Genomic DNA, 20,730 nt, shown 5'->3' with positions numbered 1-20,730 from the left:
TATAGCATGGGAAAAATTACAATAGCCATTGATGGGTTTTCCTCTACTGGAAAAAGTACCATCGCCAAGCGATTGGCCGCTTCTTTGGGATATATTTATGTGGATACCGGTGCCATGTACCGTGCCGTTACCTTATTTGCCCTGAATGAGGGATTGATCGATCCCGAAGGAAAGGTGGATGCTAAAACCCTCACTGATAAATTGGCATCCCTCGAACTGGAGTTTGTGCCTAACGAGGACTCCAGTAAATCCGATATGTACTTGAACGGAAAGAACGTGGAAAAGGAAATCCGTTCCATGCACGTGTCCCGCAATGTGAGCAAAGTGTCCGCCATAAAGGAGGTCCGTGAAATGTTGGTAAAGATTCAACAGGAAATGGGTAAACATAAAGGCATCGTTATGGACGGACGCGATATTGGTACCGTGGTGTTCCCGAAGGCCGAACTGAAACTTTTTATGACGGCTTCTCCCGAAAAACGGGCCGCCAGGCGCTACAAGGAATTGTTGGAAAAAGGGGAGGAGGTCACTTACGCCGAAGTCCTTAAAAATGTGGAGGAGCGAGATCGTATCGACTCTACTCGAAGTGTTTCACCGCTCAAAAAAGCCAAAGATGCCATTGAGTTCGATAACAGCGATATGGGCTTGGAGGAGCAGTTTGAACGGGTATACGACTTTGCGCAGCGAGTGATTGAAAAGGTAGAGGTGTAGCCTTGTACTTATCGTTTTCGCAATAATTCGTTTTAAAGAATTTTGCCGACCGATACCGAAACCAGTTCGGCACCTGTAAGTGAAGTTAGAATTTTTCGGTCTAAACCATCTTTCATACTGACGGAATTATCATTTACTCAGTCTTTGCCCAATACAATTCGGAATTTCGTGGCATAATTGTAAACGCGAAGTCATGTTTAAAAAATATCCCGCTATAAAATGGATACTCGTTTCCCTCTTAGGTTTATTGGTGCTCATAATTGCTTTCGGTGTGTGGTTCATGAGCCTTTTGCCCAAAACGGAAAAGGATGTTACGGAAAGTAGGGCGGAAGACCTGCCATACCTTACTGAAAATGTCGTCCCTAAAAGAGGAAAAATATTGGCTGTGGTGACCAGTACAGGCACCATGGGGGAAAGTGGGAAAAAAACCGGCTACGAACTTACCGAATTGTCACGGGCCTATTATGTTTTCGAAGCCAATGGTTTTGAAGTGGATGTTGCAAGCCCCAAGGGCGGAAAACCACCTGTGGTTTTGGACGATGACGATATGGGTCCATACGACTACGCCTTTTTAAACGACTCTGTTGCACAATACAAAACAAGCCATACCACACCTATGGAAAATGTTAAGGCGGCAGATTACGAAGCCATCTATTTTGTCGGGGGCAAAGGGGCCATGTTCGATTTTCCCAATAACCCAAATATACAGTCCATGGTGCGGGAGTACTACCAATCCGGAAAGGTGGTGGGAGCCGTATGCCATGGTCCGGCAGCCTTGGTCAATGTTTCGTTGGATAATGGAACCCCTTTGTTGCAGAATAAAATGGTCAGCGGGTTCACCAATAAAGAAGAGTTGCTGCTTATTCCAGAGGCATCCACGATATTTCCCTTTCTACTACAAGACGAATTGGTGGCACAAGGGGCACGGTTCAATGAAGGAGCCATGTATTTGGAAACCGTTAGCCATGATGGCAATTTGGTAACCGGACAAAATCCATGGTCGACCTGGAGATTGGCGGAAATCATGGTAAAACAATTGGGATACAAACCAAAATCTCGGGAAATTACAAGCGAAGAAAATGCTGTGCGGGTACTGATGGCCTACGAAAATGGTGGTACTGAGAAAGCCAAGCAACTCTTGAATAAACTGATTGTTGAAGAAAAAAAGCCTGTGGATAGGGTATTGTTGGCAACCCATAGCTTAGTGGGGGTGATGAAAGGGGACATTGGCCAGTTTTTCGGTGTCTTGGGGTTGACTTCTTACGCCAAAAAGAAAGCCAAGGTTAAATAAAATGATCCAAGTGGATCGATTGGAAGTTAACGGATTCACAAAGGCACGGTACTCTTTCAAGTGGATTTTATCTGTAAGTTTGTTAAAACGACCCATTGGACTTTTTTTCCATTCTTCTGATTATCGTTAGCAGTGCAGGACTTTTGCACGGGATATTTTTAGCCCTGTATTTGTGCTTTTTTAAAAAGAAGAAAATGAGGACCAATTTTATATTGGGACTCATTTTGGTTTTTATGGCATTTCGCATCGGGAAGTCGGTCATGCTCTATTTTGGTGATGGCCTGGAGCCGTTGTTCATTTTTGCAGGATTGGCCTTCCTGTTGTTGATTGGTCCCTTATTGCGATGGTATGTGTTGGGCATGACCAGGCCAGAACCCGCCTTCCACAAAAAGTTTCTATTAGAATTGGTGCCGTTCGGGTTGATATTTTTGTCCAGCCTTTTTATCTCAAAGGAATGGTTTGAAACCAGGGACACCACAGTGATCATTGTTTTTGCGAGCATACTGCTTTTTATATACATGCATTTGGCCTTTTATATCTTTTTATCGTGGTGGATCGTCAAGAGCAAACAAAAGGAATATCAAAAGGAGGATTTGACCAAATCCCAAAAAGCCCTGTTCGATTGGTTGCATATGATGCTCTTGGGTTTTGGGGTCATTTGGATTTCCTACGTTTTGAACATCTTGGAAGGAGCAGTACCCTATGTGATAGGTCCGATTGTCTATTCTGTTGTGATTTACTTTTTAAGTTTTAAGGCATTTCAACTTAAAGTTTTGGAGTTGGACGGAAGGGTGTTCCAAGTAAATGACAACGCCCTGCTGTTTGATCGGATAGCCAAATTGGTGCAGGATGAAAAAATATACCTGGAATCCGATATCTCACTATCAAGGCTAAGTGATTTGATTGGACAGAGCACCCAGAAAACATCTGCGGTCATCAACCAATATGTAAAACGAAATTTCAACGATTTTATCAATTATTATCGAATCCAAGAATCCAAAAAGCTGCTTTCCAAAGCGGCCAACGACAAGTATACCATTGCTTCCATTGCTTTTGATTCCGGTTTTAGCAGTTTGTCTTCCTTCAACAGCGCCTTTAAGAAATTTGAGGGCATAACACCTTCGGAGTTTAGAAAACAGAGCTTAAGACATTGAAATGGTATTAATTACTCAGCAATACCTCTAAAAAATTCAATGTTGCCGTGAATCCTTCCTGAAAGCCCATTTCAATCATCCTTTCCATCCGTTCAAGAGAATCATTTTTTATAGAGATACTAACTTTGGTCTTTCCATTTAGGTAGGAGAAAGACAAATCCCAATCAGATCCAGGAAGTTCGGGGTTTTCATCCTTGTCCGAAAAAGCACTCATCATTTTAAAATTGGTTTTGGGTGTGATGGACATATATTTTTGGATGGACCAATGTTCCTGCCCTTCCGGCCCTACCATGGCATAAAATCGTCGACCTCCAACACGGAAATCCATATGCTTTGTTACAGATTTATAGGGTAGGGGAGCCCACCACTGATCAAGGATTTCTTGTTTGGTAAAGGCATCCCATACCAGGGCATGTTCAGCTGCAAATTCTTTATCTACAAATACAGTTTTGGTTGCTTTGTCAATCTTAAAGTCAAATAGCAAGTGGTCTTTCATCTTATTCCTTTTTTAATCTTGATAGTATATTTTCTAGTTGATTGAATCGAGTTTCCCAAATGTTTCTGTATTGTTCCAACCAGTCATCAATTTCCTTCATCTTCTCGATTTTGAGTGAATAGTAAATTTCTCGTCCCTGTTGTTCTTGATTGATCAGTTCACATTCGGAGAGGATGCGCAGATGTTTTGAAATCGATTGACGAGAGGTATTGAAATTTTCCGCAATGGCATTGGGCGTCATGGACTGAACGGCAATCAAGGCAATGATGGCCCTTCGGGTGGGGTCGGCAATAGCTTGAAAAATATCCCTTCTCATGTTATTTTTTATGAAACCGTTTGGTTGCAAATATAAATGCAACTATTTGGTTTCGCAAATATTCTGATGGAATTTTTTTAGATTTTGACTATTTGGATTCCCTTGTCACTTGAAACGGATGAGGAAACCATCAAAAAAAAAGACGCCCTCGGGCGCCTTATGTTGTTTGAAGTGTCACATCGAGCGCAGTCGAGATGTAAATAAGTTCTCGACTGCGCTCGAACTGAAAAAATTTACTACAAATTCGGAATCACCAATACTTGATCGGGATGGATTAGATCCGGGTTCTTCAAAATATTCGTGTTCGCTTCAAAAATCTGCTTGTATTTCATCGGATCGCCGTAATAATGCTTCGCGATCTTGCTCAACGATTCCCCACTTTTTACGGTATGTCGGGCATACACGGAGTCGTCCTCCACAGTAATGTTGGCTTTAATATCGGACGGATGTTCCCCACCGATTTCCTTGATCTTGTCCCACAACAGGTTTTTTTCATATTGGGTTTTGGTCATCCCCTTTATTTTCAAAACGCCATTTTCTTCGGTTACATCGCCGTTTTTTACGGCCAATTTTTCACCTAGGTCCAGTACGGGTTGATACTTTGCTTTTACGCTCATGATAATAATTTATAGTTAACAATTAGAGGCTTCAAGATAGCCAATATGCCCCGAAATTGCTATTAAATTGTGGGAATTGTTTTTTTGCCCCATCCTTGGTATTTAGGCTTTGTGAATCAATAAATTAATTGTATTTTTGCACACCTTTTTAACAAGGAAGCAAGAGGAAAGGGAAAAGAAAACAAATGTAAAAACCACTTTCACGGTAATTGTTCAACTCTTGTAAAACGTGGAATACAAATTTTATATCAGCACATGGCTGAAGAAAAAACAACCGCTGAGGTAGCAGAAACTGCCGCAGCACCAGAAGTAAAAGAAACACAACCCCAGCAAGATCCACAGGAATTTCTTGAAAATTTTGATTGGGAAAAGTACGAAGAAGGAATTGAGCGTGTTGACGACAGCAAGCTTAAGGAATTCGAGAACTTGGTAGAGGAAAATTTCGTGGACACCGCCGATGAGGAGGTTGTTGAAGGTACTGTTGTTCACATGACAGACCGTGAGGCAATCATCGACATCAATGCAAAGTCTGAAGGTGTAATCTCGTTGAACGAGTTTCGTTACAACCCAGACCTTAAGGTAGGTGACAAAGTTGAGGTACTTATCGATATCCGTGAAGACAAGACCGGTCAGTTGGTATTGTCCCACAGAAAAGCTAGGACCATTAAAGCTTGGGATCGTGTGAATGCTGCCCACGATAAGGAAGAGATTGTAACTGGATTCGTAAAATGTCGTACCAAAGGTGGAATGATCGTGGATGTGTTTGGAATCGAGGCGTTCTTGCCAGGTTCCCAGATCGACGTGAAACCTATCCGTGATTACGATCAGTATGTTGGTAAGACCATGGAGTTCAAAGTGGTGAAAATCAACCACGAGTTCAAGAACGTTGTGGTTTCCCACAAAGCCTTGATCGAAGCCGATATCGAAGAACAAAAGAAAGAGATCATCGGTCAATTGGAAAAAGGACAGGTATTGGAAGGTGTGGTGAAAAACATCACTTCTTACGGAGTGTTCATCGACCTTGGCGGTGTGGACGGATTGATCCACATTACCGACCTTTCCTGGAGCCGTATCAACCACCCCAACGAGGTTGTTGAGTTGGATCAGAAATTGAACGTGGTTATCCTTGACTTTGATGATAACAAATCTAGAATCCAATTGGGTCTTAAACAATTGGAGAAACACCCATGGGATGCCCTTGGGGATGAAATCAAAGTTGGTGACAAGGTAAAAGGTAAAGTAGTGGTTATCGCCGATTACGGTGCCTTTATCGAAGTGGCCGACGGTGTGGAAGGTTTGATCCACGTTTCTGAAATGTCTTGGTCTACCCACTTGAGGTCTGCCCAGGATTTCGTAAACGTAGGTGACGAAGTGGAAGCAGTTGTATTGACCTTGGACAGGGAAGAGCGCAAAATGTCTTTGGGCATTAAGCAATTGACTCCAGACCCATGGACCGATATCACTTCCAAATACCCTGTTGGTTCACGCCACAAAGGAATCGTTAGAAACTTCACCAACTTCGGTGTATTCGTAGAGTTGGAAGAAGGAATCGACGGTTTGATCTATATCTCCGATCTATCCTGGACCAAGAAAATCAAGCATCCATCCGAGTTTGTTGCCGTTGGTGACACTTTGGAGGTGGAAGTATTGGAATTGGATGTGGAAGGTCGCAAGTTAAGCTTGGGCCACAAACAGACCACTGAGAATCCTTGGGACAAATACGAAGAGGAATTTGGTGAAGGAACCGTTCACACTGCCGCAATTGCTGAAGTAGTTGACAAAGGTGCTACCATTAACTTCAACGAGGACATCGTTGGGTTTGTACCTTCAAGACACATGGAGAAAGAAGACGGTAAGAAATTGGTGAAAGGTGAAGAGGCCGAATTTAAGATCATCGAGTTCAACAAAGATTTCAAGCGTGTGGTCGCCAGCCACACGGCTATCTTTAGGGAGCAAGAAGACCGCAATGTAAAAGCTGCCAAGAAAAGAGCTGCTTCAACAGACGAAGCTGCACCGACCCTTGGTGATGCCAATGCACAATTGCAAGCATTGAAGGATAAAATGGAAGCTGATTCCAAGAAAAAGTAATCAGGATTTCCTAAAAACAAAAGCCCCGCTGGTAACAGTCGGGGCTTTTTTTGTTTTTATTCTTGGTTATTGAATCACACAATTTCCATTTATATATACAGCACAAGACATTCCTAAACATCCGTTTGTATAAAACTTGCATTCAGCCGGACAAGTTCCGGGATAGGTACTGAAACTTTGTCTACAGTAGGTTGTTGCACTATTAACTTCAATATTGGAAAAGTCAATGTACGAATACGTTTCATTGGCAATATCAGATTCGTTTACTTTTAATAATTCAATGACAGGTTCTCCATTCTTTTTGGCGTATACAATGTAATAGTGGCCGTACTCTTCATTTTCTTGTGCGTGAACATAGTCCACATCGTCAAATAATGGAGAGAAATTCTTTTCCAATAATGAATTGAGTGATTCATTTTCAATGGTTGTAACATATTCACTTTCAAAGAAGGCAATCAATTCATCAGATAAATAACTGGGATACTCATTTTTGGGATTCTCGAAACTTAGGGCCAATAATCCAATGGCCACTGCACATACTACTAAAACTGCTTTTTTCATAATTAATGATTTTAATGTTTGTTTTAAAGTAAATAAAATCTTACAAAAAATAAAATAAAATAGTATAAAAAATAATTTTTAAATGTTCAGCTTCAACTTTGGATTTGATCTGAGGGGATATTGATTTAACTTTGATTATTAATTAATACTTTTGTATTCAACTGAGTCGGTCGCACAACCTATGAGCCAAAAAGTACTGCTTACTTCCAAAGAAATTAACATCATACTGCACCGGCTGGCCTGTCAGCTATTGGAAAACCATCTGGATTTTAAGGATACCGCATTGATCGGGATACAGCCCAGGGGTACCTATTTGGCAGAACGATTGGCCAAAATCCTGAAACAGGAATATAAAATCAAGGACATTTCACTGGGTTTTTTGGATATCACCTTTTTTCGTGACGATTTCGGTCGAGGTGAAATTTTAAAGGCCAACACCACCAAAATGGATTTTTTGGTGGAGGACAAAAAAGTAGTGTTCATTGATGATGTGCTCTACACCGGACGAAGCATACGGGCGGCATTAACGGCCATTCAATCCTTTGGACGGCCCAAAAGCATCGAATTGTTGACCTTGATCGATAGAAGGTTCAGCAGGCATTTGCCCATCCAGCCCAATTATAGGGGAAGGCAGGTGGATGCCATTAACGATGAGAAGGTGAAGGTGATGTGGGAGGAAAACGACGGAGAGGATATTGTGTATTTAATCAGCAAATAGAAGAAAATGAGCGAATTGAGTGTAAATCACTTGTTGGGAATCAAGTATCTGAACAAAAAAGATATACAGCTCATTTTTGAAACCGCCGACCACTTTAAGGAAGTCATCAACCGTTCCATTAAAAAAGTACCCACGCTTCGGGACATTACCATTGCCAATATATTTTTTGAGAACAGTACCCGAACCAGGCTTTCTTTTGAACTGGCCGAAAAGCGGTTGTCTGCCGATGTGGTGAATTTTTCAGCAGGGCAATCTTCGGTTAAAAAGGGGGAGACTCTGATCGATACGGTAAACAACATCCTGTCCATGAAAGTGGATATGGTGGTGATGCGACACCCGAATCCCGGGGCGGGCATATTTCTTTCAAAACACGTTAAGGCAGCCATCGTAAATGCAGGGGACGGTGCACACGAGCACCCGACCCAAGCGTTGCTCGATTCCTTTTCCATCCGCGAAAAATTGGGCGATGTGGGCGGTAAGAACATTGTGATTGTGGGCGATATCCTGCATTCCAGGGTAGCGCTATCCAATATTTTTGCCCTTAAGCTACAAGGCGCCAATGTTAAGGTATGTGGCCCCAAAACGCTGATTCCAAAACATATAGAATCATTGGGAGTTGGGGTCGAGACCAACCTGCGCAAAGCACTGGAATGGTGCGATGTGGCCAATATGCTCCGCGTACAGAACGAGCGTATGGATATCAGTTACTTTCCCTCCACAAGGGAATACACCCAACAATTTGGGGTGAACAAAAAGCTGTTGGACAGCTTGGACAAACAGATTGTGATCATGCACCCTGGGCCTATCAACCGTGGAGTAGAGATTACAAGTGATGTAGCGGATTCCGATCAATCCATAATTCTGCACCAAGTGGAAAATGGAGTGGCAATCCGTATGGCCGTTTTGTATCTTTTGGCTTCTAAACTTTAGAAACATGATTTTCGACAAAGAAGGAACTACCACTATTGTTTTCCAGGAAAAGACCACGTTGTCCATTTTCATGGAAAATTTGAACAATGCCTATCCCAAAATCAAACACGACAATATTGTCATCAACCTATTTTCTTTCAACAAACTGACGGCGAACGATATTCTGGAATTTTTGGATATTTCCAATGCCCACAAGGCGGCAGGTCAATCCTTTGTATTGGTCACCGATAAGGTCAATTATGATGAAGTACCCGATGAGATCAGTGTGGTGCCAACCTTGCAAGAGGCCAAAGATCTAATCGAAATGGAGGAAATGGAACGCGATCTGGGAATCTAGTTTTCGGACCTCTGACTTTAGACCTCGGATATCCAATAATGCATCATCCAAACCCTTATCTACTATAGAGATTTCTCGTCGCTCATCCTTCACTCTGTCGAAATGACACTGTTGCAGTCTTTGATTCAGACCTTGACATCGAACCATCCAATAATCCATCAATCCAATCACACCTTTTCCATTTTCAATTAGTAACTTCCCATTTTTAATTTACCATTTGTGAAATTAACAATACTAGGTTGCTATGCGGCAACACCCAGAACGTTTACCAACCCAACTTCACAGGTACTGGATATCCAGAACCATATGTTCTTGATAGATTGTGGCGAGGGAACCCAAGTACAGCTCAGAAAATACAGGATCAAATTCTCCCGGATCAACCACATCTTTATTTCCCATTTGCACGGTGACCACTTTTTCGGATTGCCGGGTCTTATCTCCACTTTTCGGTTATTGGGCCGGGAAAAGGAACTCCACATTTATGGCCCCAAAGGCATTAAGGAGGCCATTACCTTGTTCTTGAAGCTTGGAGATTCTTGGACCAATTATCCGTTGATTTTCCACGAGTTGGAAGAAAAGGGACAGCATCTTCTTTTTGAGGATGATAAAATCAGTGTACAGACCATTCCCTTAGATCATCGAGTGTATACCAACGGTTTTTTGTTTCAGGAAAAGGAAGCGCCAAGAACACTGAATGTTGAGGCCGCCAAAAGTTTCGGTATTGATAAGAGCCAGTTTAACAACATTAAAAAAGGGATGGATGGTTTGGACAAAAATGGCAATACCGTCCCCAATAAAAAACTCACTTTTGACCCTGATCCGCCTAAAAGTTATGCTTTTTGCAGTGATACGGTTTATCGGGAAACCGTTGTGCCCTTTATTAAAGATGTAGATGTGCTCTATCACGAATCCACCTTTTTGGATTCGGAAAGCCATCTGTGTGAAAAAACAAAACACTCCACGGCGAAACAGGCGGCCCAGATTGCCAAGTTGGCCCATGCCAAGCAATTGATTCTCGGCCATTATTCCACGCGTTACAAATCCATTGAACTTTTTGGGAAGGAGGCCATGGAGGTTTTTCAAAATGTGGAATTGGCGGATGATGGTAAAACGTTCCAGTTCTAACAACCTTTCCTAATTTTAGCCAACTTTTAAGTCGGTCAAACTTTGAAGAGATTTGAAATTTGACGAACTTCACCGTATGCAAAAAGACCTGGGCAATTACCGAAAATCGTACGAAAAAAGTGAGTTGATGGAGGACTCCATCAAGGAAAATCCGATGGAACAATTCCAAAAATGGTTTTATGAGGTAGAGGCATCCGAAGGGGTAGATGAGCCCAATGCCATGACCATTGCTACCATTGGTTTGGATGGATTTCCGAAGAACCGCGTGGTCTTGATGAAAAAATTCACTTTTGAAGGGTTTATATTCTATACCAATTACCAAAGTGAAAAGGGTAAGGCCATAGCGAACAACCCCTCTGTTTGTCTTTCTTTTTTTTGGCCCAACATGGAACGGCAGGTCATCATAAAAGGAAAGGCCGAAAAATTGGCGGAAAACCTTTCCGATGGCTACTTTGAATCCAGACCGGTGGGCAGCCAATTAGGGGCCATCGTGTCCAACCAAAGCGAGGTGATACCTTCTAGGGAATTATTGGAACAAGAGCTTAAAAAATTGGAAAAGACCTATGAGGGAAAATCCATTGAACGACCCGATTATTGGGGTGGATTTTTGGTACGACCGATTTCCTTGGAATTTTGGCAGGGAAGGCCCAACCGACTTCACGACCGTATTCGCTATACCCTGCAAGAGGACTTTGATTGGAAAATAGAGCGTTTGGCACCTTAAACCCACACAGATGAAACAATTGATTCTAATGCGGCATGGAAAATCATCATGGGAGTATGATGTTTCCGATAAAGATAGACCGCTACAAGAACGGGGCGTAAACGATGCCCATTTGGTGTCTAAAACGTTTGGCTTACATGCTCCGGAAATAGATTTTGCATTCGCCAGTCCCGCCAATAGGGCATTGCATACCGGCATGATTTTTCTTAGAAACCTGCATTTTGACCTTGCCCAATTTCGAGTGAACGAAGCCCTTTATGATTTTTCGGGACAAAGTGTACAACGATTTGTGGAAGGTTTGGATGATAAGTGGGATGTGGTCGCTATTTTTGGCCATAATTATGCCTTTACTTCTCTTGCAAATACTTGGGGAGATCAGTATATTGAAAACGTTCCCACGGCAGGACTCGTCCATATTACATTTGGTGTGGACTCATGGTCCGATGTAAAGAAGGGCACTACGAAACAAATGGTCTTTCCAAAACACTTGAAAAAATAAATGGTTAAAGCAAAAAACGAATATATAAATAGGGAAATCAGCTGGTTGCAATTTAATGCCAGGGTACTGCAAGAGAGTAACGACAAAAAAGTGCCACTGATTGACCGGCTCCGATTTTTAGGAATTTTCAGTAACAACCTTGATGAATTTTTTAAGGTGAGGTATGCCACGGTCAAACGTATTGTGGATGCAGGAAAAACTGGGAAAAGCGTTTTGGGAGGCGAACGGGCAAAGGACCTGTTGGAAGAAATCACCAAAATTGTGATTGCCCAACAAGCAAGAAGCTTGGAAATATTCAAGGGGATTGAAAAGGAGCTGCGCGAAGAAAATATCTTCATCATCAAGGAAAATGAGGTAACTGAAAGTCAGGCTGAGTTCATCAGGGATTATTTTTTCAAAAAGGTGAACCAGGAGTTGATGACCATCATCCTGAACGATCTTACCGAGTTTCCACTGTTGAAGGATACTGCTGCCTATTTGGCCGTTAAAATTGTCATGAAAAATGGGTCGGGCCAAGGAAATCATAATAGGTACGCCCTAATTGAGATTCCCAAGGGAATTGACCGTTTTGTGGTCTTACCAAAGGAAGGTGATAAGGATTACATCATCATGTTGGACGATTTGATCCGGTTTTGCCTGGACAGCGTGTTCACCATGTTCGAATTCGAGTCCATCTCTGCCCACATGATTAAGATTACACGCGATGCCGAACTCGATATCGACAACGATTTGAGCAAAAGTTTTATCGAGAAGATTTCACACAGTGTGGAGCACCGTAAGATCAGTGATCCGGTACGGTTCGTGTACGATAAGAAAATCGATAAGGATACCCTCCAATTTCTCAAGGAAAAGATGGACATCATGGACACCGATAGTGTGATTCCTGGTGGACGTTACCATAATAGACGGGACTATATGGGCTTCCCAAGTTTGGGCAGACACGATTTGATGTACGAGAAGATTGAGCCCCTACCTGTAAAAGGTCTCAGTATGAAGGGGAGTTTGCTCGACATTATTGCCCATAAGGACTACATGATCTATGCCCCATACCACACCTTTAGCTATGTGACCAAGTTTTTAAGGGAAGCCGCCCTAGATCCACAAGTGCGGTCCATCAAGATCACCATTTACCGTTTGGCCAGTGATAGCCAAATTGCTTCGGCTTTGGTGAATGCCGTAAAAAACGGGAAACAGGTAACCGTTCAGATTGAGTTGCAGGCCCGATTCGATGAGCAGAACAACATTGAATATGCCAACTACCTACAAAATGAGGGGGTAAAATTGATTTTTGGTGTCCCTGGCCTGAAGGTGCACAGTAAGATTTGCATGGTGGAACGGGAAGAAGGTTTAGGCATCAAACGATATGGATTTATCAGTACCGGCAACTTTAACGAGTCCACGGCCAAAATCTATACCGATTATACCCTTTTTACGGCCCATGAAGGCATTTTGAAGGATATGAGCAAGGTGTTCGATTTCTTCGAGACCAACTACATGATCAATAAATACAAACATCTCATCGTGTCGCCCCATTACACCAAATCAACCTTTATAAAGTTGATAGATAGGGAGATTTTGAACGCCAAACACGGCAAGGAAGCGTATATCAAGATCAAAATGAATAGCCTTACTTCGTACCAGATGGTGGATAAACTTTATGAAGCGAGTAGGGCTGGAGTAAGGATCCAAATGATAGTTCGTGGTATCTGCTGTTTGATTCCTGGTGTTCCGGGAATGAGCGAGAACATTGAGGCCATTAGTATTGTGGACAAGTTTTTGGAACATCCCCGATTGTTCATTTTTGGTAACGGCGGTGATCCAAAGATTTACATTTCCTCTGCCGACTGGATGACCCGAAACCTCGATTTTAGGGTAGAGGTGGGATGCCCCATCTATGACCCCGATATCCGTCGGGAACTATTGGATACTTTCAATATCTCATGGAAAGACAACCTTAAGGCACGGGTGTTTTCAGCAAAGCAGGACAATGCGTACCGCAAAAGAAAACAAGGTGAAGAGGAGTGTAGGTCCCAATTTGAGATGTATTACTACTATCAAGACAAGCTGGAATCCTAACGTTTTGTTTTAAAGGAGCATGCGGTTGTGATCAACCGTGCATGGTTTCTTTTTTACCCAGATTCTTCATGAGCTCGGCTTCGTATTCCAAGAGTGCCTGCCATTTTTGGTCCACTTCTTCTTTGTTGCCATATTTACGGGCAAATTTTAGGAACATGGTGTAATGGTTGGCTTCGCTCACCATAAGGTTTCGGTAGAATTCGGAAAGCTCCTCATCCTCCATTTCTTCGGAGAGCAATCGAAAACGTTCACAACTCCGGGCTTCGATCAAAGCGGCATACAATAGTTTATGTACCAAGTGGGTCTCCCGGCTTCCACCTTTTGGGAAAAATTTCATCAACTCGATCACATATTCGTCCTTGCGCTCACGCCCCAAAGTCCATCCTCGCTGAAGGATCTTGTCGTGCACCATATTAAAATGCCCCATTTCCTCTCGGGCCAAAGCGGTCATTTCCTTTACCAATTCCGACTTTTCAGGGAAACCGATGATCAACGAAATGGCAGTACTGGCAGCTTTTTGCTCACAATAGGCGTGATCGGTCAGGATTTCTTCAATGTTTTTTTCAACGATGTTTACCCAACGTGGGTCGGTCGGTAACTTAAGCCCTAGCATGGAATTGTTAATTAGAATTTATGGACCACAAAGATAGGGTGAAGCGAATTGTCTTAAAAATCCAGATCGAACTCTTTGCGCAGTAGGTCGATGGCGGGATTTTTTTCCTTCAACTTTTCGTATTTCTCCGCAGGGGTGAAGGCAAACTTTTTGGCCACTTCTTCATTTACGGTAATATGAAGGGTAATGGAGTAATTGTTGAGTTTTTGCTTCAGATAATCCAGCATCAAGCTTTGTTCACGCTCAATCTCCTTCTTCATGGTGCCATTGGGCAGCTCGATCCAAATGGTGTTTTCATTTTTGAGTTTGGGCACATCGGTCTGCAGGTTACTGGCCAAGATCTTTCGTCCTTGTTTTTCCAATTCGTCCACAAAATCGTTCCAGTGTTGTTGCATGGTTTCTTCGGAGAAAGCATCCTGAGGAAGATCTTCTTCGGCAATTTCTGGAGCTTTAATGTTTTCATGCTCCTTTTTTACCTTAATGCTGGAAAGGGATAGGCCCGACACCCGTTTTTCTGGAGACTTGATCTGAATCTTTTTGATTGGCTTGTAGGGTTCTTTGGGTTCACTGACCAAAACTTCCTGTGCAGGTGCTGCAACTGTTTGTTCCGCTTCTTTTTGGATTGCTACGGGAGCAGGGGACGGTTGAGTGGCAATAGCTGCTGAACCGTTGGATTCGTTGGGTTGGTTCCCATTTTTTTGAATTGTTTTGCTTCCAAAAAAGGAGGCGGGAATTATGAAATCAGTGTTTTTTTTTTCTCCATCAAAAGTGATGGAGGCTAATTTCATTAAGGTAAGTTCTACAAGCAGTCGTTGGTTTTTGCTGGCCTTGTATTGCAGGTCACAGGTATTGGCCATTTCCAGAGCCTTCAATAAAAATTCCTTGGAGGCTTTTTGTGCTTGCTGCTGATAGTGGGTCTTTACGTCTTCGCCTACTTCCAATAGATTCAATGTATCTGGGTGCTGACATACCATCAAATCCCTAAAATGGGAAGCCAGACCGGTAATGAAATGATGGCCATCAAAGCCCAGCGACAAAGTTTTGTTGAAAAGCAGCAACAATTCGGGAATGTTGTTTTCCAGAATTAAATCGGTAGCCGAAAAATAAATGTCGTAATCGAGCACGTTCAGATTTTCGGTGACCGACTTTCGTGTCAATTCCTTGCCCGAAAAACTCACTACCCGATCAAAAATGGACAATGCATCGCGCATCGCGCCATCGGCCTTTTGTGCAATGATGTGCAAGGCACTTTCTTCGGCATTGATGCCTTGCTGCTCGGCAATATATTTAAGATACTCGGTGGCATCCTTAACGGTGATCCGCTTAAAATCAAAAATCTGGCAGCGTGAAAGTATGGTGGGAATGATCTTGTGTTTTTCTGTTGTAGCCAAAATAAAAATGGCATGTTTTGGCGGCTCTTCCAGCGTCTTCAAGAACGCATTAAAGGCCGACTGGGACAACATATGCACCTCGTCGATAATATAGACCTTGTATTTTCCCACTTGAGGCGGAATCCGGACTTGGTCGATCAAATTTCGGATATCGTCCACGGAATTGTTGGAAGCCGCATCCAATTCAAAAATATTGAAGGCAAAGTCTTCATCCTCCCTTTCGGTACCGTCTTGGTTGATCTGTTTGGCCAGGATGCGTGCACAAGTGGTTTTACCCACGCCACGTGGCCCACAGAACAATAAGGCTTGGGCCAAGTGGTTGTTTTCTATGGCATTTAAAAGGGTATTGGTAATGGCACCTTGGCCCACAACATCCTTAAATGTTTGGGGACGGTATTTTCGTGCCGATACTACAAAAGGTTCCAATGCCATATTGATTTGTACAAATATAAAAATAGCTACGGGCAATGGCACCCCTATGTAACATTGATGGCTTTTTTTTATTAACAATTGGAGTACCTTTGTGCCCAGCAGGCCACCTTATCGCTGCAAGCCCGGGCAACCGGGTTTGAAGAGGAAAGTCCGGACACCATAGTGCGGCATAGCGGGTAACGCCCGTCCGCCGCAAGGCGAGGACCAGTGCAACAGAAAGCAAGTACAGTTCGGCTGTAGTGAAATCAGGTAAACTCTATGCGGTGAAACGCCATGTAAACCAGTGTTTGAGGGTAGCACGCCCGAGCTGGAGGGTAGGCGGTTCGAGTCTTTGGGCAACCAAAGGCCTAGATAAATGATAAGGATATACAGAATCCGGCTTATGGCCTGCTTTTATTTCAATTCAAAAAAACTGAAAATACTTCCCCCATATTTTCGCTGTTCCGTAAAGTGGGGATGTTCCGATAAGTTTGTTTGGTCGGAATGTTCCACTACCAACAAACCATCTTCCCGCAGCAATTCCTTTGTAAAAACCAAGTCAGGAATTTTCAAAAATTGGGTTTGGTCAAAATTATAGGGTGGATCTGCGAAAATGAGGTCAAATTGTTCCGTGGTCCGCTCCAAATATTTAAAAACATCAGATTTAATGGTAGTGATGGGAAAATCCAGTTCCGTGGAAATTTTGGAAATGTAGTGGACGCAACCTAGGAAACTGTCCACCGCAGTTATGTCTTGGACTCCTCGGGAAGCGAATTCAAAAGAAATGTTTCCTGTGCCCGCAAACAGGTCGAGTACTTTCAGCTCATCAAAATAAAACCGATTGTTCAAGATGTTGAAAAGGCCTTCCTTGGCCATGTCCGTAGTAGGCCTTACCGGTAATTTCTTGGGGGCAACCAAGCGTTTCCCTTTATATTTTCCCGAAATGATGCGCACCTATAACGAACTTAAAATAGAAAAATCAATGCTCTCGTCCTCAAAATTTTCCAGTGGGATGGAGGTACTATTGGGGATAAACACCGAAACATTTTTAATGTAAGTGTGGCAGAGTTCAAATATGGGGTCACCTTCCTCTATGGCGCCAAAAAGTTTTAATTGTATTTTTTCGGTGCTCATTTGCGTTTGCTCCAGACTAAACAGCAAATAATACAAAAAGTCTTCCTTGGTTGCGTATTCAAACTGGTTGTAGAATATCAATTGCTTTTCCGATACCACCATCATTTCCATTTCCCTTTCGGACACCTGCACATAGCAAACGGGTTCAGCCGTTGGCCGGTTTTGGCTCATAAGACTTTGGATCAACACCGTTCCACTGTGTTTGAACTCGAATTCTCCAAAAAGTTCAAAAATGTAGTTGTTGATGTTGGTGTAGGGAATATAGACGTTTACGATGTCCTGGTTGGGAATCTCATCATAGGCAATGAGATCGTTTGCCATGATTTTGGCATTGAACTTCAAATAATTGGGAAGCTCTTCCTTGTTGAAAAGGGTTTTGGGTACCAAGCTGAACATATTGTTCTTATGGATGACCAGCACCTCGGAAAAATTTTTACCGATATCCCCTTTTTGGTTGAGCTTGGACTTTAGTTCCTTTAACAACAGATAGGGGGTGGAGGTTGTTTTGAAGGTTTCCCGCTCAAAGGCCAGAATCTTGTTGGTAATCGTATCCAGAACACAAAAAGAAAGTCCATTCAAGCCAGCTTGAATGGACAGTTTTCTATAGGTGTTATTCGGTTCTGTACGGTCTATATTAGTTGTCTTTTCTATCATAGATAGGAGGCCAGTTACCGTTTGTACTCACATCGGTCAACGAACCAACTTTTATTTCATCTCCATTTACTTCCTCTACACTTTGATGTGCCTTTTCCCTGTCGACCAAATCTTTGGGTTGGTCATAAAGGACAACGTCTTTTTTCACTTTGGCTTCGAATACCGGAGCCTTGTAACCACTCTTATCGATGATGTCCGCCTTCAGCTCAAACTTTTCGTTGTTTTGGGCATAAGGAACATTCATCATGGTTTTGTAACGGTCACTGTTTTTGAATAGTGAGTCCTTAACTTTAACAGTTCCCAAAGTATCAATGATTACAGTATCCTGTTGCATATCAATACCATAAGCCCTGTCAAATCGCATGAAAGAGGAATCTTTTTGGGTGGTGATGGTGTAGCTGCCAGTATCAATAAATTGAATCAAGCTTTCAAAATTTCCGGCGTATTTTCCATTCACTGTTTTGTAAGCTTCTTCGGCATCCCTGATATCCTTCAATTTAGCGATAACTTGGGAAAATCTTTCTTTTCTTACCTTGTTGAATTCGATGGGGGCATTGATGGATTCATATATTTTGTAACCGAGGAAAATGCTCACTAGTCCAAAGAGAATCACCAAAAATGGCTTAACCTTTTGAGGTAAAAATCTGTCAATCAAGAACACAAGCCCTACGGTAACAAGGCATATTAGAACAACAATAAGAATTAAGTTTAACATATCTGATATAGTCTTTCAAAGTTAATTTAGTGGTTACTGACAAATCTACAATTTTTTTTTAATCAGGAAACTTTTTGCTTTAAAAAACCATGCTATCTTTAGAAGCCCATGGACGATTTTACTGCAGCAGGATTTTTACGGATTTTAAACGAAAAGTTTCCCCATTTACCTACGGAAAAGCAAAGCATGGCCTTGGAAAAAATGGCTCGTTTTGTTTTGGACGGAAGGGACGGGGAGGTATTTTTATTGAAAGGATTTGCCGGTACCGGAAAGACAACTTTGGTGGCCACATTGGTGAGCAGCCTCTGGAAAGTGAAGATGAGTGCCGTGCTCATGGCACCTACTGGACGCGCAGCAAAGGTGATGTCCGTGTATTCCGGAAACCAAGCCTTTACCATCCATAAGAAAATATATTTTCCCAAAAAACAAAGTGGAGGAGGGGTCCAGTTTGTTTTGGCGCCCAATAAACACCGGAATACCGTATTTATAGTGGACGAGGCGTCGATGATACCCGATACCCCTTCCGATTCCAAGTTGTTCGAAAACGGTTCGTTGTTGGACGACCTCATGCAGTATGTGCACTCCGGCCATAAATGCAAGTTGATCTTGATCGGGGATACGGCCCAATTGCCACCTGTAAAATTGGAATTGAGTCCTGCATTGGACGAAGATCGTTTGGCCTTGAATTACGATAAGGAAGTGGAGTGCCTGGAATTGGACGAGGTAATGCGACAGACCGAGGATTCCGGAATACTGCACAATGCCACCAACCTCAGGGAGCAATTGCAATCCCAATATTATGATGGCTTCAAATTTGAGCTGGACCATTATAAGGACATTGTCCGATTGATCGATGGTACCGAGATCCAGGAGGCCATCGATTCCTCCTACAGCCAAAATGGAAAAGAGGAGACGGCCATTATAGTGCGATCGAACAAAAGGGCCAACCTCTACAATCAGAATATAAGGGAGCGGATCTTGTTCTTGGAAAGTGAATTGGCAGTAGGCGATTACATGATGGTAGTGAAGAACAATTATTTTTGGCTCAAGCCGAATTCCGAGGCCGGTTTCATTGCCAATGGGGATATCATTGAGGTATTGGAACTGTTCGCGATAAAGGAGTTGTACGGCTTTACCTTCGCGGAAGTGAAGGTTAAAATGGTGGATTATCCGAATCAAAGACCTTTTGAAACTGTTCTATTGTTGGATACCATAAATGCTGAGACACCTTCCTTATCGTATGAGGATGGCAATCGGCTGTACCAAGAAGTATTAAAGGATTATGACCACGAAAAATCCAAGTATAAAAAGTTTCTCGGTGTGAAGAACAATCGATTCTTCAATGCCCTGCAGGTCAAGTTTTCTTATGCCATTACTTGTCATAAGTCCCAAGGAGGCCAATGGGATACCGTGTTCGTGGAACAGCCTTATTTGCCAAACGGGGTGGATAAGGATTATTTGCGCTGGCTTTATACTGCAATCACAAGGGCAAAGAATCAACTCTATCTCATTGGATTTAAAGATGATTTTTTTCTTGATTAGGAATACCCTAAATTAGACCTAACCATGAACATTGAACCTAACACCATAATCAGTATTTTTTTGGGAATCGGGCTTGCCGCTTCGGTAGGTTTCCGCATATTCCTCCCCTTGTTTGCCCTAAGTTTGGCAGCTTATTTTGGGGTATGGGAACTGAATGAATCCTGGCAATGGATAGGAAGTTTGACGGCGCTCATCACCTTTGGTGTGGCCACTGTGGTGGAAATTTTCGCCTATTTTATCCCTTGGGTGGACAATGTCCTGGATGGACTGGCCTTGCCATTGGCCGGTATTGCAGGTACTGCCGTTATGGTATCCACAATCACCAATTTGGATCCGGTGGTAACATGGTCTTTGGCGATTATTGCAGGTGGTGGTACGGCAACAGCCATTAAAGGGGCCAATGCGACGGGAAGATTGACTTCCTCGGCAACCACGGGAGGCCTTGCCAATCCCATTGTGTCCACATTGGAGACCGGTACAGCGGTGGTGGTGAGCACTGCATCAATCCTAGTGCCGCCCATTGCAGCGATATTGGTCATCATTATACTGTTGGTCATATTTAGCATTTATAGAAAACTACGTCCAAAACGATAACCTAATCAATTCAAACTAATAGTGAAGATAATTTCC

The 20,730-nt window shown here is 42.7% G+C and carries 22 protein-coding genes and 1 other RNA gene; 14 read left to right on the top strand and 9 right to left on the bottom strand.

The genetic code is table 11. The features are described 5' to 3' along the window. The first annotated feature begins 6 nt into the window (after positions 1 to 6). The 3 genes from cmk (at position 7) to EO131_RS06030 (ending at position 3,153) form a co-directional block, all read left to right on the top strand. The gene (gene cmk, locus EO131_RS06040; RefSeq protein ID WP_127019899.1) at positions 7 to 708 is read left to right on the top strand and encodes a (d)CMP kinase; all 702 of its coding nucleotides are present in this window, start codon (positions 7 to 9) and stop codon (positions 706 to 708) included. Positions 709 to 901: 193 nt separating this feature from the next. After that, complete coding sequence (locus EO131_RS06035) at positions 902 to 1,999, top strand: type 1 glutamine amidotransferase domain-containing protein (RefSeq protein WP_127019897.1); 1,098 nt, start codon at positions 902 to 904, stop codon at positions 1,997 to 1,999. A 194-nt stretch (positions 2,000 to 2,193) separates the two neighbouring features. Beyond that, complete coding sequence (locus tag EO131_RS06030; RefSeq protein WP_127019895.1) at positions 2,194 to 3,153, top strand: helix-turn-helix domain-containing protein; 960 nt, start codon at positions 2,194 to 2,196, stop codon at positions 3,151 to 3,153. A gap of 7 nt (positions 3,154 to 3,160) precedes the next feature. Here the strand turns inward: EO131_RS06030 and EO131_RS06025 are convergent, their stop codons facing one another. From EO131_RS06025 to EO131_RS06015, 3 genes are all read right to left on the bottom strand, one after another. Further along, positions 3,161 to 3,649, bottom strand: a complete 489-nt coding sequence (locus EO131_RS06025; RefSeq protein WP_127019893.1) for an SRPBCC family protein — start codon at positions 3,647 to 3,649, stop codon at positions 3,161 to 3,163. Position 3,650: 1 nt separating this feature from the next. After that, positions 3,651 to 3,965: an ArsR/SmtB family transcription factor gene (locus EO131_RS06020; RefSeq protein ID WP_127019891.1), complete on the bottom strand. Its 315-nt coding sequence runs from the start codon at positions 3,963 to 3,965 to the stop codon at positions 3,651 to 3,653. A gap of 236 nt (positions 3,966 to 4,201) precedes the next feature. After that, on the bottom strand, positions 4,202 to 4,582 hold the full coding sequence (locus EO131_RS06015; protein WP_127019889.1) for a LysM peptidoglycan-binding domain-containing protein: 381 nt from the start codon (positions 4,580 to 4,582) through the stop codon (positions 4,202 to 4,204). 255 nt (positions 4,583 to 4,837) lie between these two features. Between EO131_RS06015 and rpsA the strand changes: the two genes are divergently transcribed. Further along, positions 4,838 to 6,670: a 30S ribosomal protein S1 gene (gene rpsA / locus EO131_RS06010; RefSeq protein WP_127019887.1), complete on the top strand. Its 1,833-nt coding sequence runs from the start codon at positions 4,838 to 4,840 to the stop codon at positions 6,668 to 6,670. Between the two features lie 66 nt (positions 6,671 to 6,736). On the opposite strand, the gene EO131_RS06005 is transcribed toward rpsA, so the two are convergent. Beyond that, the gene (locus EO131_RS06005; protein ID WP_127019885.1) at positions 6,737 to 7,231 is read right to left on the bottom strand and encodes a hypothetical protein; all 495 of its coding nucleotides are present in this window, start codon (positions 7,229 to 7,231) and stop codon (positions 6,737 to 6,739) included. Between the two features lie 181 nt (positions 7,232 to 7,412). Here EO131_RS06005 and pyrR point away from each other — a divergent pair, with 181 nt between their 5' ends. The 7 genes from pyrR to ppk1 all read left to right on the top strand — a co-directional run bounded on the left by pyrR (position 7,413) and on the right by ppk1 (position 13,640). Further along, a complete protein-coding gene (gene pyrR, locus EO131_RS06000) occupies positions 7,413 to 7,949 on the top strand; it encodes a bifunctional pyr operon transcriptional regulator/uracil phosphoribosyltransferase PyrR (RefSeq protein ID WP_127019883.1) in 537 nt (178 codons plus the stop codon). Between the two features lie 6 nt (positions 7,950 to 7,955). Beyond that, entirely contained in the window at positions 7,956 to 8,879 is a 924-nt protein-coding gene (locus EO131_RS05995; protein WP_127019881.1) for an aspartate carbamoyltransferase catalytic subunit, read from the top strand. A 4-nt stretch (positions 8,880 to 8,883) separates the two neighbouring features. Beyond that, on the top strand, positions 8,884 to 9,216 hold the full coding sequence (locus tag EO131_RS05990) for a ribonuclease Z (RefSeq protein ID WP_127019879.1): 333 nt from the start codon (positions 8,884 to 8,886) through the stop codon (positions 9,214 to 9,216). Between the two features lie 219 nt (positions 9,217 to 9,435). Continuing rightward, positions 9,436 to 10,341 (top strand): ribonuclease Z, encoded by a 906-nt coding sequence (locus EO131_RS05985; protein WP_127019877.1) that lies wholly within the window; start codon positions 9,436 to 9,438, stop codon positions 10,339 to 10,341. Positions 10,342 to 10,417: 76 nt separating this feature from the next. After that, positions 10,418 to 11,065, top strand: a complete 648-nt coding sequence (gene pdxH / locus EO131_RS05980; protein ID WP_127019875.1) for a pyridoxamine 5'-phosphate oxidase — start codon at positions 10,418 to 10,420, stop codon at positions 11,063 to 11,065. 10 nt (positions 11,066 to 11,075) lie between these two features. Continuing rightward, the gene (locus tag EO131_RS05975) at positions 11,076 to 11,564 is read left to right on the top strand and encodes a SixA phosphatase family protein (protein ID WP_127019873.1); all 489 of its coding nucleotides are present in this window, start codon (positions 11,076 to 11,078) and stop codon (positions 11,562 to 11,564) included. Next, entirely contained in the window at positions 11,565 to 13,640 is a 2,076-nt protein-coding gene (gene ppk1 / locus EO131_RS05970) for a polyphosphate kinase 1 (protein WP_127019871.1), read from the top strand. A 31-nt stretch (positions 13,641 to 13,671) separates the two neighbouring features. On the opposite strand, the gene EO131_RS05965 is transcribed toward ppk1, so the two are convergent. Continuing rightward, entirely contained in the window at positions 13,672 to 14,253 is a 582-nt protein-coding gene (locus tag EO131_RS05965) for a MiaE family protein (RefSeq protein ID WP_127019869.1), read from the bottom strand. Positions 14,254 to 14,306: 53 nt separating this feature from the next. Next, positions 14,307 to 16,070, bottom strand: a complete 1,764-nt coding sequence (locus EO131_RS05960) for a DNA polymerase III subunit gamma/tau (protein WP_127019867.1) — start codon at positions 16,068 to 16,070, stop codon at positions 14,307 to 14,309. A 101-nt stretch (positions 16,071 to 16,171) separates the two neighbouring features. Here EO131_RS05960 and rnpB point away from each other — a divergent pair. After that, positions 16,172 to 16,474, top strand: an RNA gene (gene rnpB / locus EO131_RS05955) — RNase P RNA component class A. On the opposite strand, the gene EO131_RS05950 is transcribed toward rnpB, so the two are convergent. From EO131_RS05950 to EO131_RS05940, 3 genes are read right to left on the bottom strand one after another with little or no spacing between them, the layout of a single operon-like run. Continuing rightward, positions 16,470 to 17,009 carry an RsmD family RNA methyltransferase gene (locus EO131_RS05950; protein ID WP_127019865.1) on the bottom strand — a complete coding sequence of 180 codons (540 nt, stop codon included), beginning with the start codon at positions 17,007 to 17,009 and terminating at the stop codon, positions 16,470 to 16,472. The genes rnpB and EO131_RS05950 overlap by 5 nt on opposite strands. Beyond that, the gene (locus EO131_RS05945; protein WP_127019863.1) at positions 17,010 to 17,843 is read right to left on the bottom strand and encodes a DUF3822 family protein; all 834 of its coding nucleotides are present in this window, start codon (positions 17,841 to 17,843) and stop codon (positions 17,010 to 17,012) included. Next, positions 17,824 to 18,558: a hypothetical protein gene (locus EO131_RS05940; protein ID WP_127019861.1), complete on the bottom strand. Its 735-nt coding sequence runs from the start codon at positions 18,556 to 18,558 to the stop codon at positions 17,824 to 17,826. The genes EO131_RS05945 and EO131_RS05940 overlap by 20 nt, the downstream gene beginning before the upstream one ends. Before the next feature lie 108 nt (positions 18,559 to 18,666). On the opposite strand from EO131_RS05940, the gene EO131_RS05935 reads away from it, so the two are divergent. After that, on the top strand, positions 18,667 to 20,100 hold the full coding sequence (locus EO131_RS05935) for an ATP-dependent DNA helicase (protein WP_127019859.1): 1,434 nt from the start codon (positions 18,667 to 18,669) through the stop codon (positions 20,098 to 20,100). A 30-nt stretch (positions 20,101 to 20,130) separates the two neighbouring features. Beyond that, positions 20,131 to 20,694 (top strand): DUF4126 domain-containing protein, encoded by a 564-nt coding sequence (locus EO131_RS05930; protein WP_164731631.1) that lies wholly within the window; start codon positions 20,131 to 20,133, stop codon positions 20,692 to 20,694. Positions 20,695 to 20,730: the final 36 nt, after the last annotated feature.

Source organism: Flagellimonas beolgyonensis (genome assembly GCF_003992615.1).
Classification (GTDB): Bacteria; Bacteroidota; Bacteroidia; order Flavobacteriales; family Flavobacteriaceae; genus Flagellimonas; species Flagellimonas beolgyonensis.
The sequence above is the reverse complement of the archived record's forward strand: the minus strand, read 5'-3'. Positions and strand labels throughout refer to the sequence as shown.